Genomic DNA, 14,774 nt, shown 5'->3' on the forward strand with positions numbered 1-14,774 from the left:
TGCCGTCTACCGAGCCATATCCGGGTCTCGGTTCTCCTCATCAAACGCCCGCGGCGTCGCGGTCGTCCTCGCCAGACATGCGCTCGATGATCGGGCAATCGGGGCGGTCGTCGCCGTGGCAGCGTTCGGCCAGTTCCAGCAGCGTTTGCCGAAGCGCCTGAAGCGCCTCGGCCTTGCGGCCCAGTTCTTCGGCGCGGGCGACGGCGAGTGCCTTGACATCGGCGCTGGCGCGCTGGCTGTTGCTCCACAGCCCGAGGAGATCGCGGATATCCTCGATTGGAAAGCCGAGATCGCGGGCATTGGCGATGAAGTGCAGGCGATGGACATCGGCATCGGCATAATCGCGATAGCCGCTGTCCCGGCGCGACGGCGGTGGAATGAGGCCGATCTTCTCATAATGGCGGATCATCCGCTGCGAGACGCCGCTCGCCTTTGAGGCTGCGCCGATATTCACAGCTTCACCTGGTTTAGCCGCAGCGCGTTGGCGACGACGCTCACCGACGACAAGGCCATCGCCGCCGCCGCGATCATCGGCGAGAGCAGGATGCCGAAAAACGGATAAAGCAATCCGGCCGCAATCGGCACGCCCGCCGCATTATAGATGAACGCGAAGAACAAGTTCTGGCGGATATTCGACATCGTCGCCTCACTGAGCTGGCGGGCGCGGACGATGCCGTTGAGATCGCCCTTGAGCAAGGTCACGCTCGCACTTTCCATCGCGACGTCGGTGCCATGGCCCATGGCGATACCGACGTCCGCCGCCGCGAGGGCCGGTGCGTCGTTGACCCCGTCGCCCGCCATGGCGACAATGCGGCCTTCCTGTTTCAGCCGCACGACGACCGCCGCCTTCTGATCGGGCAGCACATCGGCCTCGACCGCATCGATACCGAGCCGGCGTGCAACCGCTTCGGCCGTCGTGCGGTTATCGCCGGTCAGCATCACCACCTTGATGCCGTCAGCGCGCAGGGCGGCCAGCGCTTCGGGCGTCGTCGGCTTGATCGGATCGGCGATGGCGAAGATGCCCACGGCCCGATCAGCCAGCCCCATGAAGATCGCGGTCGCGCCGTCCGCACGCAGTGCATCGGCCTGTGTGGCGAGGGACGCGGTGTCGATCCCCGCTTCCGCCAAAAAACGCGCATTGCCGAGCGTGACAGGCCGGCCCTCGACCATTCCCAGCGCCCCCTTGCCGGTCGGCGAATCGAAGTCGCTGACGGGAGGAATGTCGATGCCCCGGCCCGTTGCCGCGTCGACGATCGCCAGCGCCAGCGGATGTTCGGAGGCGCGTTCCACCCCGGCGGCGATCCGCAGCAATTCCGTCTCCTCGAACCCGTCCGCTGCGACGATGCGGGTGACGGCGGGCTTGCCTTCGGTGAGCGTGCCGGTCTTGTCGACCACCAGCGTGTCGACCTTTTCCATATGCTCCAGCGCCTCGGCATTCTTGATGAGCACGCCAAGCCCCGCACCGCGCCCGACGCCGACCATGATCGACATCGGCGTCGCCAGCCCCAACGCGCAGGGGCAGGCGATGATGAGAACGGATACCGCCGCGATCAGCCCATGGGCAAAGCGCGGCTCAGGTCCCCAGACGCCCCAGATAATGAAGGCGAGGACAGCGACCCCGATGACAACCGGCACGAACCAGCCCGAGACCTGATCGGCCATGCGCTGGATCGGCGCGCGCGAGCGCTGTGCCTCGGCGACCATCTGGACAATGCGCGACAGCATGGTGTCGCGCCCGACCTTGTCGGCGCGGATGACCAGGGCCCCGCTCTGGTTCATCGTGCCGCCGATCACCCTGTCGCCATCCGACTTGGTGACGGGCATGGATTCGCCCGTCACCATCGATTCATCGAGCGCCGAACGCCCTTCCTCGACCACGCCATCGACCGGCACCTTTTCGCCGGGCCGCACTCGCAAACGGTCGCCGACCGCCACATCCTCCAGCGGGATTTCCGCTTCGCTGCCGTCCTTGTCGATGCGCCGCGCTGTTTTGGGGGCGAGATTGAGCAACGCCTTGATCGCCCCGGAGGTGCGTTCGCGCGCGCGCAGTTCCAGCACCTGCCCCAGCAACACCAGCACGGTGATGACGGCGGCGGCCTCGAAATAGACCGCGACGGTCGCATCGGCGGCGCGGAAGGCATCCGGGAAGATGCCGGGCGCCAGCGTTGCGACGACGCTATAGGCCCATGCGACGCCGGTCCCCATCGCGATCAGCGTGAACATATTGAGGTTGCGGGTTTTCAGCGAAGCCCAGCCACGCTCGAAAAAGGGCCAGCCCGCCCACAGTACGACCGGCGTCGCCAGCGCGAACTGGATCCAGATCGACAGTTTCATGGGCACGAGATGATGCAGCGCGGGGAACAGATGCCCGCCCATTTCAAGGATGAAGACCGGGAGGGCCAGCACGAGGCCAATCCAGAAACGCCGCGTTATGTCGGTCAGCTCGGCGCTTGGCCCAGTATCGGCGCTGACCATTTCCAGCTCAAGCCCCATGCCGCAGATGGGGCAGGCGCCGGGATGGTCCTGCCGGATCTCCGGGTGCATCGGGCAGGTCCACATCGTCCCCGCCGGAGCATCGACGACGCGATCGGCCGACTTGTTCAGATAGGCTTCCGGGTCCGCAATGAACTTCTCGCGGCAACGGGCGCCGCAGAAATGGTAGTCGTGGCCGGCATGGCTCGCATGGCGCACCGTCTTCTGCGGATCGACGGTCATGCCGCAAACCGGGTCGACGACCAGCCCGGCGGAATGCTTGCCGTGACCTCCGCAGCAGTCATGATCCCCGGGATGCGCGCTGTGATTCGACTCGGCCATTACACTGCCTCCTTCCATCACAGGGCAATATGGAGTTTGACACTATGTCAGGGTCAATAGGCGCTTGACCTTATCATTGTGTCAAGGTGCATGGAGAGTTCGAGAAGGATTCGAATCGTTGTCACCCATGGCCCAATCCCCCAACAGGCCCCACCACCCGCCAGGGCTTGTGATGAAGTTGCTTTCGTCACTTCTGATCGCGCTTGCCATGCTCGTCTCGTCCGTATTCACGGCGAGCGGCACTGCAGCGGCTATGCCGCATCAGGGTGCAATGGAGATGGCTTCGGTCGCGGGGCATTGTGCCGGAAGCGAAGCTCCCTCCGATCGTAAATCTCCCGAACCCGCCATGCACTGCGCCATTGCCTGCGCGGCGTTCCCGGCAATGGCGCCCTTCATTGGGCAGCGGTATCGGCCAACAAAGACCTTATATTCGGTTGTGGGACAGAAACATCTCGCCGCGATCACGCTTGAGGGAGAAACGCCGCCGCCGCGCATGACTCCGAGGAATTGAGGTTCATCCACTTTCTTCCGGAGATTAGTCATGAAGTTGATAATTGCTGCGATCACGATGATGATCGCCACGCCAGCCTTCGCCCAGGGCGTCGCACCGGCCGATGTGCACAACCAACACAGCAGGCAGGGCGGAAAGACCGGTCATGACATGCATGAAGGTCACGATATGTCCGGCGGCCGCTGCGACAAGGGTGCTGATGGCAAGATGGCCTGCTGCGAGAAAATGAAGGTCGAGGGCAAGGCGAAGGCGCCTGCCGCCGATCCGCATGCCGGACATGGCACGGGTCAGCACTGATCGGACGCGAACCGGGAGGCGGCTTTCCCGCCTCCCGGTTCCTTCAGCACATAGAAGGCTCCCCAGTGGAGCCGAGGACAAAATCATGACACAGACGATCGATCGACGATCCCTACTGCGTGCCGGCGCGGTCGGTGCCGCCGGACTGGGCTTTTCCGGCCTGTTTCCGGCTTGGGCGCAATCGGGTTCGGCAGGTCTGGCCGGCTCGCCGGGGCTGGCAACGCAGATGCCCACGCTTTCGGGCGAGGATATCCACCTCAAAATTGCGAACACCCCCTTTACGGTCGGCGGACGCACCGGCCATGCCGTCACGATGAACGGCGTATTGCCCGCGCCGCTGATCCGGCTGCGCGAGGGGCAGAATGTTCGCCTCCATGTCGAGAATACGCTCGACGAAGATAGCTCGATCCATTGGCACGGGCTGATCGTCCCGTTCCAGATGGACGGGGTGCCGGGCGTCAGCTTTCCCGGTATCAAGCCGCACACCACCTTCGTCTATGAATTTCCGATTGTTCAGAGCGGTACTTATTGGTATCACAGCCACTCCGGGTTGCAGGAGCAGCAGGGCCATTATGGCCCGATCGTGATCGATCCGGCAGAGCCCGATCCGGTCGCCTATGATCGCGAGCATGTGATCGTGCTGAGCGACTGGACGTTCCTGCATCCGCACCAACTCGTCACCAAGCTCAAGGTGGAAGGCGGCTATTTCAACCGCCAGAAGCAGACCCTGTTCGGCATGTTGAAAGGCGGTCCTGAGGAGAAAATGTCCGCGGCCGACCGCGCGATGTGGGGGAAAATGCGGATGGACCCGGCGGATATCGCCGACGTGACGGCTGCCACCTACACCTATCTCGTCAACGGCCATGGTCCGCAGGAAAACTGGACCGGCCTGTTCCGTCCCGGCGAGCGGGTGCGGCTGCGCATCGTCAATGCCGCCACCATGACGATCTTCAACATTCGCATTCCCGGTCTGCCGATGACCGTGGTCAGTGCCGATGGGCTGAATGTCCGCCCGGTCACGGTGGACGAGTTCCAGATCGGCAATGCCGAAACCTACGATGTCATCATCGAGCCGACAGAAGACAGGGCGTTCACCTTCGTCGCGGAATCGATCGATCGGTCCGGCATGGGTCGCGCCACGCTCGCCCCGCGCCTGGGCATGGCCGCACCTGTCCCGCCACTGCGCCCGCGTCCCACCCTCACCATGAAAGACATGGGTATGGGCGGCATGGATCACGGGGACATGGCGGGCATGGACCACAGCGCCATGGCCGGGATGGATCATGGCGCAATGGCCGCCGGAACAAGCGCGGCGACGGCGGGGCATGGCGGTTCCCATTCGATGGGCAGCATGAACATGCGCGACAAGTCTTTGGTGCCCGACAGCGTCAAGGTCGGCGTCGGCGTCGATGCCATCGCCATGGCGCCGGTCGACCGTACCGGCGACCCCGGTCTTGGGTTGGAGGATGTCGGCCACAAGGTGCTGACCTATCGGGATCTGATGTCGTTCACTCCCAACCCCGATACGCGGCCGCCAAGGCGCACGATCGAGGTTCATCTCACCGGCAACATGGAGCGCTTCATGTGGTCGTTCGATGGTGAAAAATTCAGCGAGGGCGTCGAGCCGATCCGGTTCGAACGCAACGAACGCGCACGCGTCGTCCTCATCAACGATACGATGATGACCCACCCGATCCATCTGCACGGCCATTTCTTCGAGCTGGTGAACGGCCACACGGGCAGCTATCCGCGCAAGCACACCGTCAATGTGCTGCCCGGCGGCAAAGTCAGCTTCGACCTGACGGCGGATGCGCCGGGCGACTGGGCATTCCACTGCCATCTGCTGCTGCACATGCACGCGGGCATGTTCCGCGTCGTCACCGTCCGTCCACTGGAGGGAGAGGCGGCATGAAATATCTCGCAGCAATCCTTCTCGCGGCGGTGGCGACGCCTGCGCTGGCGCAGCACCAGCATCATGAGGCACCGGTCGATCCTCACGCGCACCATGCGACGGAGGCGGAAGCGGACAATCCTCATGATGGGCAGGACCAGCCGCACGCCCCATCATCCTTCCCGGCGGATGAACATGCAGGCCACGCAATGCCATCACAATCCGCCCATGAAGCGCACACGGCCCATGCACACCACGCGCCCGGCATTCCCGATCCGCCGGTGGCGCCACCATCCGCTGCGGCATTGACCGGTCCCGATCATGCGGCCGATGCCATTTACGGCACTCCGGCAATGGCCCCAGCGCGCGAAATCGTCCGCAAGGAACATGGCGATATCAAAAGCGGTATGATCCTGATCGATCAGCTCGAAGCGGTCATCAGCAAGGGCAAGGACGGTTACGCTTGGGATGCGCAAGGCTGGTATGGCGGCGACATCGACAGGCTTTGGATCAAGACCGAGGGTGAAAGCAGCTTCGACGAAAGTCCGACACATGCCGAAGCGCAGGCGCTCTGGAACCATGCGCTCGAGCCGTGGTGGAATTTTCAGACCGGCATCCGGCAGGATTTTGGCACGGGGCCAAACCGGACTTATGCCGTTGTCGGCGTCCAGGGCCTTGCCCCTTACTGGTTCGAAATGGGTGGGGCGCTGTTCCTGTCGAACAGGGGTGACGTCACCGCGCGGATCGAAGCGGAATATGATCAGCGTCTGACCCAGAAACTGATCCTCCAGCCGGCAATCGAATTCAACCTTGCCGCACAGGACGTCCCCGAACTGGGCATAGGCTCTGGCCTCTCCACCGCCGAACTGGAGCTACGGCTGCGCTACCAGTTCGTGCCCGAGTTCGCGCCCTATGTCGGCGTTCAATATGAGCGCGCTTTCGGCGACACTGCCGATTTTCGCCGGGCGCAGGGCGAGAAGGCAGGGGGATGGAATCTCCTAATCGGAATCCGTTCCTGGTTCTGAGGACGACAGTTTCCAGGCTGGCACGCGTCGCTGATGTTGGCCAGTCTGGATTTTGGTCTACTGGCTCGGAGCGGAGGCATCAACGCACGCGAGGCGTCCGCTCCTGCGAAAAGCTGTCGTTCGCCACTGCAATCGTGACCGGCAGGTAAGTCGAAGGGTTTCGGGCGCCGACAGGCGTACGAAAGTCTTACAAGTACGACCCGCGGTGAGGCTCGCACAGGTCTATGGGTAAAAGGGCTTTGGTGTGGATTGGGGTGACTGAAGCAAGCCTACCGGCCAGCCCGTGATGGGCGGAACAGCATAGAAGTCAGATGGCCATTGTGTTCGAAGCGCCGCTGATCCTGCTGGCAATGAGCCCAGTTTTGACTGTGCTGGCGGCGTCGACACACCTATCCCCATGGGCCGTGGCGCAACGTTCACGGCCATCATGCAGGGTAAGCCATGCCGGATCATGACGTGTTCTTCCGGCTCGGCGGCGCCGATTGCGGCGGAGCGCGGGGCTGGCACCAGCGAGCGAAGTCCTCAATAATGGTCATGTGCCCGCCGCAACATGGGCATGGCGGGCAATGATTGGGCTGTTTGTCGGATTCGGTGTCGGTCTCCTCAATCGGCGCGGCGACGCCAAGCAGCCTGCGGGCCAGCGCCATGGCTTCTTTGTGCGTTGAACTGGCAAGCAGGCCGTAATGCCGGATGCGGTGGAAACCGCGCGGCAAGACGTGGATCAGGAAGCGGCGGGTGAACTCGTCGGTGGCCAGCGTCATGGCCTGCTGGCGCTCGCCACCGTCGCGGCGATAATCCTTGTACCGGAACGTCACGCCGGTCTCGTCGAAGGCAATGAGGCGCCGGTTCGAGATGGCAACGCGGTGCGTGTAGCGCGAGAGATAGGCCAGCACCGCCTGCGGCCCGGCAAAGGGCGGCTTGGCATAGACCACCCAGCGCTTTTTCCTGATCGGCGATAGATGCCGCAGGAACGCCTTGCGTGTCGCGAGGCCCGCCAAGGTGCTGAAGAAGGACAGCTTGTCGGCATCGAACAGCGCCAACAGACGCGTGAGGAACAGGCGGCGGAACAATGCCCCCAGCACGCGCACCGGTAGCAGGAAGGCTGGGCGCGACGAGATCCACCGTGTGCCGTCCAGCGCGATGCCGCCGCCGGGCACGATCATGTGCACATGCGGGTGGTGGGTGAGTGCCGATCCCCACGTATGCAGCACGGCGGTGATGCCAACCCGCGCACCGAGGTGCTTGGGATCGGCCGCGATGGTCAGCATCGTGTCCGCAGCCGCGCGGAACAGCAGGTCGTAGATCACTGCCTTGTTTTGCCAGGCAATGTCGGCGATCTCGGCAGGCAGCGTGAACACGACGTGGAAGTAACCGACCGGCAAGAGATCGGCCTCGCGCGCGGCCAGCCATGTGCGCGCGGCGGCGCCCTGACACTTGGGACAGTGCCGGTTGCGACAAGAGTTGTAGGCGATCCGCCAGTGCCCGCAGTCGTCGCAGGCCTCGACGTGACCGCCCAGCGCGGCGGTGCGGCAGTTCTCGATGGCCGTCATGACCTTGAGCTGGCCTAGGCTGAGATGCCCGGCATGGGCTGCGCGATACGCGGGCCCGGCGCTACGGAAGATGTCGGCGACCTCGAGCGAGGCGCGCACCGGCTCAGCCGGGAGGCACTACCTGCGCCTCGAGCAGCGTCGTCAATTTGTCCAGCGGGCTGATGACCGCGCGCACCGTTCGAGTTGCGACCGTGGTGTAGAAAGCGGTTGTCTCGAGGTTCGCATGCCCGAGCAGCGCCTGGATAATCCGAATATCGACGCCGTCTTCCAGCAGATGCGTGGCGAAGCTGTGCCGCAGAGTATGCGGGCCAACCCGTTTTTTGATACCCGCAGCCTCGGCAGCATCGACAACGATCCGATGGAGCTGCCGGGTACTAAGCGGCTTGAGATAGTGCATGCCTGGGAACAGCCAGCCATCGGCATGCATGACGCCCTGCTTGCTGCCAACCGTCCACCACTCACGCAAAAGGGCAAGAAGGTCAGCGGGCAGGAGCGCATTGCGATAGCGCCCGCCTTTACCGCGCTCTACGCGCAGGAGCATGCGCTTGCTGTCGACATCGCGGACCTTCAGCATCGTCACTTCGGCGGCGCGCAAGCCAGCGCCATACGCAACGGACAGTGCAGCCTTGTGCTTCAGGCAGTTGGTCCCGCCAAGTAGGAGCACGACCTCATCGCGGCTGAGGACAACGGGCAAGGAGCGCGGATTCTTGACTGTGTAGAGCTTGCGGGACAGATCCGGGCGATCAATGGTGTGAGTGAAAAAGAAACGCAGCGCAGAAACGATGCTGTTCATGGTCGGGATGCCAATGCCTGCCTCGCGCTGTTCGACCTGGAATCGCCGGAGCTCTTCCACGGTCGCAGTATCGGGGGGACGCCCAAGATATGTGGCGAACCTCGCGACATGCCGCACGTAATCGAACTGAGTCTTCCGCGTGAACCGGCGCATGTTCATGTCTTCGATCATGCGCTGACGTAGGGAACTGACAGGGGCATTAGAAAGGATGTTGGTCATCGTACGGCTCCTTGGTTCAAAGGAGCCACGATCGTCTGCCTACTTGGCGCAGACCTCAACTTCGACCCAGGCCGCAGACCGGCCGGCAAAGCTCAGGGCAAACACCACTCCCGCGCCAGCGGGTTCGTACATGTCCCAAGCACTGTCCTCCATTCGCTCGATCACGGCCGTCTACGATTGTCTGGTTTTGGGCGCTTGTGTACGAAAGCCTCCCATGCAGGAACCCGCGATTTCGGTCCTCCGCATCGGTCAGCTCGCGGCATGCAGGAGTTAGGCGTCGTCGTAGCCTGTCGGGCCGGTCGGCAGAGCCGGGCTGGCGGCGCCGGCGGGTGAAAGGTCGATCTAGCAATCGCATCCTCAGCCCCCACGAGATGGAACGGTAGAACTGCGAATGCCAACGCTTGGAGCAGGAGCGACAGCAGGATCAACCGCAAGGCTCGGGTGCGTCAGCGCGCGCTGACGGCATTGCCTTGGAGATATTGCTCATAATCACTGCATAGCTGGCCGTGAGCACGGCGCGCGTCCGGTTGCCACCGTCATCCGCATCACTGTCCTCATCCAGCAGATCCACCAGCCTCGGCGGGTCATGATAGACGAGCGACCATTCGGAGAGCACAACTTGCCACGGCGAAGCGCACAGAGCCATGATCGCCATGGCCGAGAGTGCCAGCACAGCCAGCGCGGTGCCCTCCTGCCAGCGGTCGACGTCGATTTTGACCGACAGACTGCTCAGCGCGAAGACGGCGAAGGAGATGACGGCGACCGGCGTGCTGAGGCTGCCACGGATCGCCTCACGGCGGGAGCGCTCGCTGAAGAACAGGCTTCGGCTATGCTCCAGATGAAGCTCGCTGACCCGGCGGATACTCACCGCTCGCTCACGCCATCGGCCTGCTATGGCGGAAGCGCGCATAGCGATTGAGCAGATCGTTGATGAGCTGCTCCTGGGTGTAGCCGGTCACATCGTGCGGCTGGTCACTGTCGGAGGAATGCGCCATCGCGCGGTAGTGCAGGCGCTCCCGCTCGGACGCCTTGAGCGGCTCCGCCCAGGCAAAGCTGGGGGCACGAAATCCGCGGGCGCGAAGCTGATACCGGAACCCGCCGCGCTCGCCGTGCGAAACATGAAGCTCCGCCAGATCGGCACCGTGAACCAGAGTCGGCGACAGGCCGCTTTCGCGCATCTGGGCTGCCACCGCCTGGAGCGCCGGCGCGGCGGTGTTCGTCAGGAACGCTGCAATCTCGCCCCTGGCGTAGAAGCGCGTGATGGTGGCAAGGCGCTGCTGCCAGCCGACGGGCGCTTCAGCGATCCCGACTTGATCCTCGGAGGAAAGATCCAATGCCTCCCTGCCTTCCATCTGGAGCGCGCGCAACAGGCCGTAGCAGATGAAGACCATCACGATCGCGAAGGGCAGCGCGCTGGCGATCGCCGCGGTCTGGAGCGCCTGGAGACCGCCGGCGACCAGCAGCACGGCGGCGATGCCGCCGGCGCACACCGCCCAGAACACCCGCTGCCAAACGGGAGGATTCTCCGCCGCGCCCGATGTGATCATGTCGATGACCAGCGCACCGGAATCCGCCGAGGTCACGAAAAAGGTGATGATCAGCAAAGTGGCGATGCCGGAAACGACGGTTGCCAGCGGCAGCTGCTCCAGTGTCTCGAACAGCGCCACAGGAAGGTTGTTGGCGACCGTGTCGGCAATGTTCGCGGCCCCGGTCAAGTCCAGCGCGATAGCCGTGTTGCCGAACACCGTCATCCACAGGAAGGTGAACAGCGTCGGCACGAGCAGTACGCCGCCCACGAACTGGCGAATGGTGCGCCCGCGGGAGATGCGCGCGATGAACATGCCGACGAAGGGCGACCAGGCGATCCACCAGCCCCAATAGAACAGGGTCCAGTCGCCAAGCCAGGGATTGGGCTCATAGGCGTAGAGCCGGAAGGTGCGCTGGACGACCTCGCTCAGATAGCTACCGATATTCTGGACGAACGCCTGAAGCAGGAACACGGTCGATCCTGCGACCAGCACGAAGGCGAGCAGGAGCCCGGCGAGAGCGATATTGAGTTCGGAAAGGCGCTTCACGCCCTTGTCCAGCCCCATCACGACCGACAACGTGGCCATGCCCGTGATGGCGGCGATCAGCACAAGCTGCACGGGCGCGTTGGTCGGCAGGCCCAACAGGTAGCTGAAGCCGGCATTTACCTGCAGCACACCGAGGCCGAGCGAGGTTGCGACGCCGAACATCGTGCCCAGCACCGCGAAAATATCCACTGCATGTCCGATGGGCCCGTGGATGCGCTGCCCGATCAGCGGATACAGCGCCGAACGGATCGTGAGTGGCAGGCCCCGGCGAAAGGCGAAATAGGCGAGCGCCAGCCCGACGACGATGTAAATCGCCCAGGCGTGCAGCCCCCAGTGAAAGAAGGTCAGCACCATCGCCTGGCGCGCCGACTCGATTGTCCGCCCCTCGCCGACTGGCGGCGAGGCATAATGCTCGATCGGTTCGGCCACGCCGAAGAAGATCAGGCCGATGCCCATGCCGGCGCTGAACAGCATCGCGAACCAGGACAGATAGCTATAATCCGGCTCGCTGTCGTCCGGTCCCAATTTTATGTCGCCATAGCGGCTGAGCATCAGGAACAGGACGAACACCAGGAAGCCCGCCACCGCGGCGATGTAGAACCAGCCGAAGTCGGCGACGATCAGCGCCTGCACGTCCGTGAAGATCCGGTTCGCCAATTCCGGCGCCATGGCACCGAACAGTGCGAAGGCGAGGATTAACCCGGCCGAAACGAAGAAGACGGGCGGATTGATCTTCAACTTCCGCCTGGCGCTTGGTCCCGCCATGTCCTTGGCAGACGGCTGCGTCAATCTATTCTCCTCCTGCCGCCAAGGCGTTGCCTACAGAGGGGAACAACCCAGGGCAGGGTCAGTTGCAATAGCCGCTGTCGCTTCGAGCGATGTCGTCAAACAGCCTAGCCAATCATGGCAGAGAGAACCGCCGGGTGGCCGGGCCGGTCCTCAAGCCGGTGTGGCCAGGCTGCCGGCGGCTCATTGCTCAACCGCGGGCTTCGCGGGTCGGCTTGGCGCGTCTTTCCGAACACCGGGAATTTCGTCGGCTGGCCGTAGTCAGTCACCCGCTCAATCGCTTTCAGCGCAGCCATGTCGTCGTCTGAAATCTCGAATCGACGGCGGTGTTGCTAAGCTCAGGACTCACTGATTAGAGCCAGAAGATGACAGTGGCAGCGAGGGCGATGGCCGAGAAGAAGGCCTTGGGGCATCGATCGTAGCGCGTCGCGACCCGTCGCCAGTCTCTTGAGGCAGGCGAACATGATCTCGATGTGGTTGCGCCGTTCATCAAGGCGGGGCTTACCATGCCTCTTCGGAAAATAGGGCTCAACGTGCCATCTGCTCATCCATCAGCCAATATGAGCCGCTCAAATCCAGTCTCCTCAGGAAGCCTGGATCACTGAAACCCAATATGAATGGGCCCTGACCCTGGCCGAGTGCTGAAGCGGTCACTGCGACAAGCCTTGAGGATCCTCTTCTATAGAAGTAGAATCTTTTGAAGCATGGAGAAGTAAGAATGGTCGTATCGGTAACAGAAAGGCTCGTGGCGCAAGAGGAGGGCGTACAGCTTTGGCACAGATCGCATACCGAAAAACCATACTTCATCCGCTCGCTAAGAACCCGTGAAACCTGGCAGGTTCCGACCTATATGGAGGCCATCAAGATTTATGAAATTGAGGTAGCGCAAAGCCGTGGCTGCGCCATAGTACAGAAGAAGTTGGGATCTTTTTAGGGCTTTGCTCGCTCCCTCTTTTTACGGGTCGATAAGTCAAAGGCCAAATCGAAGCGGCTGCCGGCTGCGCGCAGGCGTTTCAACGTCAGCCTTTTGCTCGATCAAGCTAGGCGCAAAATAAAAGTTAGCAGCAAGGCAAAGATGTCGTCCTAGAGCATCTGGCCTGACAGACCCCTGAAGAACAGGTCCTCTTCTTCCTTGTAAACATCGAGACAACCGATTTTGCCTGACTTCATTGAAGGCCGATGCAGAGGGCGGCCACGAGCATTTTGATGTGCACCCCCGAATAGCCGCCAAATTTTCCGGCTGCCAAGCGGGGCTCCGCAAGAGAACCAGACCATGGCTGTGCTACAGACTCATATCGTCCATGGGCGAGTCTCAGCTTGACGTAAGGGACGAGACATTGATGATCTGCGTGAATAATCCAATGGAAGAGGAACGCCATGTATAAACGGATTCTCATCTCTACGGACGGATCAGAAGTCGCGCAAAAGGGCGTGGACCATGGTCTTGCTTTGGCGAAGGCCTTGGGCGTCAATGTCACCATCATCACCGTTACGGAACGCTTCCAAGTTTATTCAGGCGTTGTAGGATATGACCTTGAAGCGTCCCGGGTTTTCCGGAGGCGGTTTCATTTGAGTCATGCGACCATTTCGAGGGTCTCGTTGGCTGCATAGTAGTTGGCCTCGGCTTCGGCGGGCGGTATGTGCCCGATGGGACCGAACAGCCTGTGATTGTTAAACCAGTCGACCCAGCGCAGCGTTGCCATTTCCACTGCTGACGCGCTCGGCCATGACCGCTGCCGCCAGATCACCTCGGCCTTGTAGAGGCCGTTGATCGTTTCGGCCAAGGCGTTGTCATAGCTGTCGCCGACGCTGCCCACCGATGGCACGAGGTTGGCTTCGGCCAGGCGCTGGGTGTAGTTCATGGCCAAGTATTGAACGCCCCTGTCACTGTGGTGGATCAGGCCGTCATCGGGACGGGGCCTGCGGGCGTGGATCGCCTGTTCCAGGGCATCCAGCACGAAGCCGGCGGTAGCCGAGGTGCTGACCTTCCAGCCAACGATCCTGCGGGCATAGGCATCGATCACGAAGGCGACGTAGACGAACCCCGCCCAGGTATGGACATAGGTGAAGTCGACCACCCACAGGGCGTTGGGCCGGCTGACGCGGAACTCGCGGTTGACCTTGTCCAGCGGGCACGGCGCCTTCGGGTTGCTGACGGTCGTGGTCGTCTTCTTGCCCCGCCGCACGCCTGCCAATCCCATGGCCGACATCAGCCGTTCCACGGTGCACTTGGCGACCGCCACGCCTTCGCGCCGCAGCTGGTGCCAGACCTTGCGCGAACCATAGAGGCCGAAGCTGGCATCATGGACGCGCTTGATCGCCTCGCGCATCTCGTCGTCGCGCCGGGCACGAACCGGTCGCCTGCCGGGATCGGCGAGGCGAGCGGCGTGTTCGTGATAGGAGGACGGGGCGATCGCCAGTTCACGGCAGATCGGCTCGATACCCAGGTCCTCTCGATGGGCGTCGATGAACGACATCATCATCTCTCGCGGCGGTCGAGCTCCGCCATCGCAAAATACGCCGACGCCTTGCGCAGGATCTCGTTGGCCCGGCGCAACTCCTTGACCTCGCGTTCAAGCAGCTTGAGGCGTTCCCGGTCATTGGCGGCCTGCGCCGCTGGCCCCGCTCGTCGGCTCGCCTCCTCGCGGCACCAGCGGCGCAGCGTCTCGGTCGTGCAGCCGACCTTCCCGGCAATCGACGTCATCGCCGCCCACTCCGACGGGTAGTCCCCGCGATGCTCATCAACCATCCGCACCGCACGGTCACGAAACTCGGGCGAAAACTTGTTCCTTGTAGCGCTCATTGTAGCTCCT

General features: G+C 62.8%; 13 protein-coding genes, 1 pseudogene and 1 other annotated feature. Of the genes and pseudogenes, 5 read left to right on the forward strand and 9 right to left on the reverse strand.

The features are described from left to right. Positions 1-40: 40 nt before the first annotated feature. The 3 genes from cueR to L286_RS48625 all read right to left on the reverse strand — a co-directional run bounded on the left by cueR (position 41) and on the right by L286_RS48625 (position 3,396). Entirely contained in the window at positions 41-454 is a 414-nt protein-coding gene (cueR, locus tag L286_RS40255; protein WP_031293427.1) for a Cu(I)-responsive transcriptional regulator, read from the reverse strand. After that, positions 451-2,814: a heavy metal translocating P-type ATPase gene (locus tag L286_RS40260; protein ID WP_021223714.1), complete on the reverse strand. Its 2,364-nt coding sequence runs from the start codon at positions 2,812-2,814 to the stop codon at positions 451-453. The genes cueR and L286_RS40260 overlap by 4 nt, the downstream gene beginning before the upstream one ends. A 261-nt stretch (positions 2,815-3,075) precedes the next feature. Beyond that, positions 3,076-3,396 carry a hypothetical protein gene (locus L286_RS48625; protein WP_139111418.1) on the reverse strand — a complete coding sequence of 107 codons (321 nt, stop codon included), beginning with the start codon at positions 3,394-3,396 and terminating at the stop codon, positions 3,076-3,078. On the opposite strand from L286_RS48625, the gene L286_RS40265 reads away from it, so the two are divergent. From L286_RS40265 to L286_RS0124840, 3 genes are all read left to right on the forward strand, one after another. Beyond that, entirely contained in the window at positions 3,383-3,622 is a 240-nt protein-coding gene (locus L286_RS40265) for a hypothetical protein (RefSeq protein ID WP_139111417.1), read from the forward strand. The two genes, L286_RS48625 and L286_RS40265, sit on opposite strands and share 14 nt — an antisense overlap. An 85-nt stretch (positions 3,623-3,707) precedes the next feature. Beyond that, entirely contained in the window at positions 3,708-5,534 is a 1,827-nt protein-coding gene (locus tag L286_RS40270) for a copper resistance system multicopper oxidase (protein ID WP_021223716.1), read from the forward strand. Continuing rightward, positions 5,531-6,538, forward strand: a complete 1,008-nt coding sequence (locus L286_RS0124840; protein WP_031293429.1) for a copper resistance protein B — start codon at positions 5,531-5,533, stop codon at positions 6,536-6,538. Before L286_RS40270 ends, L286_RS0124840 begins: the two co-directional genes overlap by 4 nt. A gap of 449 nt (positions 6,539-6,987) precedes the next feature. On the opposite strand, the gene L286_RS40275 is transcribed toward L286_RS0124840, so the two are convergent. The 5 genes and pseudogenes from L286_RS40275 to L286_RS48025 all read right to left on the reverse strand — a co-directional run. Further along, positions 6,988-8,187, reverse strand: a complete 1,200-nt coding sequence (locus L286_RS40275) for an IS91 family transposase (RefSeq protein WP_031293431.1) — start codon at positions 8,185-8,187, stop codon at positions 6,988-6,990. A gap of 4 nt (positions 8,188-8,191) precedes the next feature. Then, positions 8,192-9,100 carry a tyrosine-type recombinase/integrase gene (locus tag L286_RS40280; protein WP_031293433.1) on the reverse strand — a complete coding sequence of 303 codons (909 nt, stop codon included), beginning with the start codon at positions 9,098-9,100 and terminating at the stop codon, positions 8,192-8,194. A 424-nt stretch (positions 9,101-9,524) separates the two neighbouring features. Continuing rightward, positions 9,525-9,968, reverse strand: a complete 444-nt coding sequence (locus L286_RS40285) for a hypothetical protein (protein WP_021223721.1) — start codon at positions 9,966-9,968, stop codon at positions 9,525-9,527. A 7-nt stretch (positions 9,969-9,975) separates the two neighbouring features. Then, entirely contained in the window at positions 9,976-11,940 is a 1,965-nt protein-coding gene (locus L286_RS40290) for a BCCT family transporter (RefSeq protein WP_031293435.1), read from the reverse strand. A 373-nt stretch (positions 11,941-12,313) separates the two neighbouring features. Next, positions 12,314-12,449: pseudogene (locus L286_RS48025) on the reverse strand (transposase); the annotation flags it as partial. Positions 12,450-12,679: 230 nt separating this feature from the next. Here L286_RS48025 and L286_RS48630 point away from each other — a divergent pair. Further along, positions 12,680-12,895: a hypothetical protein gene (locus L286_RS48630; RefSeq protein WP_152522351.1), complete on the forward strand. Its 216-nt coding sequence runs from the start codon at positions 12,680-12,682 to the stop codon at positions 12,893-12,895. Between the two features lie 443 nt (positions 12,896-13,338). Beyond that, entirely contained in the window at positions 13,339-13,572 is a 234-nt protein-coding gene (locus tag L286_RS48030; RefSeq protein ID WP_238559324.1) for a universal stress protein, read from the forward strand. Here the strand turns inward: L286_RS48030 and L286_RS40295 are convergent. Next, positions 13,536-14,764, reverse strand: a protein-coding gene (locus L286_RS40295; RefSeq protein ID WP_443214957.1) for an IS3 family transposase whose coding sequence is annotated in 2 segments (ribosomal slippage) — positions 13,536-14,476 and positions 14,476-14,764 — 1,230 coding nt in all. Because the reading frame shifts where the segments join, the coding sequence is not laid out codon by codon here. The two genes, L286_RS48030 and L286_RS40295, sit on opposite strands and share 37 nt — an antisense overlap. After that, positions 14,369-14,483, reverse strand: a sequence feature (AL1L pseudoknot). (Overlaps the previous gene by 115 nt.) Positions 14,765-14,774 lie beyond the last annotated feature (10 nt).

The sequence above is a fragment of the Sphingobium sp. HDIP04 genome (assembly GCF_000445085.1).
In the GTDB taxonomy this organism is placed as follows: Bacteria; Pseudomonadota; Alphaproteobacteria; order Sphingomonadales; family Sphingomonadaceae; genus Sphingobium; species Sphingobium indicum.

Excerpts from the sequence above, each read along its gene's own strand:
- L286_RS40260 (WP_021223714.1), bottom strand. The coding sequence starts at position 2,814 with ATGGCCGAGTCGAATCACAGCGCGCATCCCGGGGATCATGACTGCTGC.
- L286_RS40265 (WP_139111417.1), top strand. The coding sequence starts at position 3,383 with ATGATGATCGCCACGCCAGCCTTCGCCCAGGGCGTCGCACCGGCCGAT.
- L286_RS40270 (WP_021223716.1), top strand. The coding sequence starts at position 3,708 with ATGACACAGACGATCGATCGACGATCCCTACTGCGTGCCGGCGCGGTC.
- L286_RS0124840 (WP_031293429.1), top strand. The coding sequence starts at position 5,531 with ATGAAATATCTCGCAGCAATCCTTCTCGCGGCGGTGGCGACGCCTGCG.
- L286_RS40280 (WP_031293433.1), bottom strand. The coding sequence starts at position 9,100 with ATGACCAACATCCTTTCTAATGCCCCTGTCAGTTCCCTACGTCAGCGC.
- L286_RS40290 (WP_031293435.1), bottom strand. The coding sequence starts at position 11,940 with ATGGCGGGACCAAGCGCCAGGCGGAAGTTGAAGATCAATCCGCCCGTC.
- L286_RS48630 (WP_152522351.1), top strand. The coding sequence starts at position 12,680 with ATGGTCGTATCGGTAACAGAAAGGCTCGTGGCGCAAGAGGAGGGCGTA.
- L286_RS48030 (WP_238559324.1), top strand. The coding sequence starts at position 13,339 with ATGTATAAACGGATTCTCATCTCTACGGACGGATCAGAAGTCGCGCAA.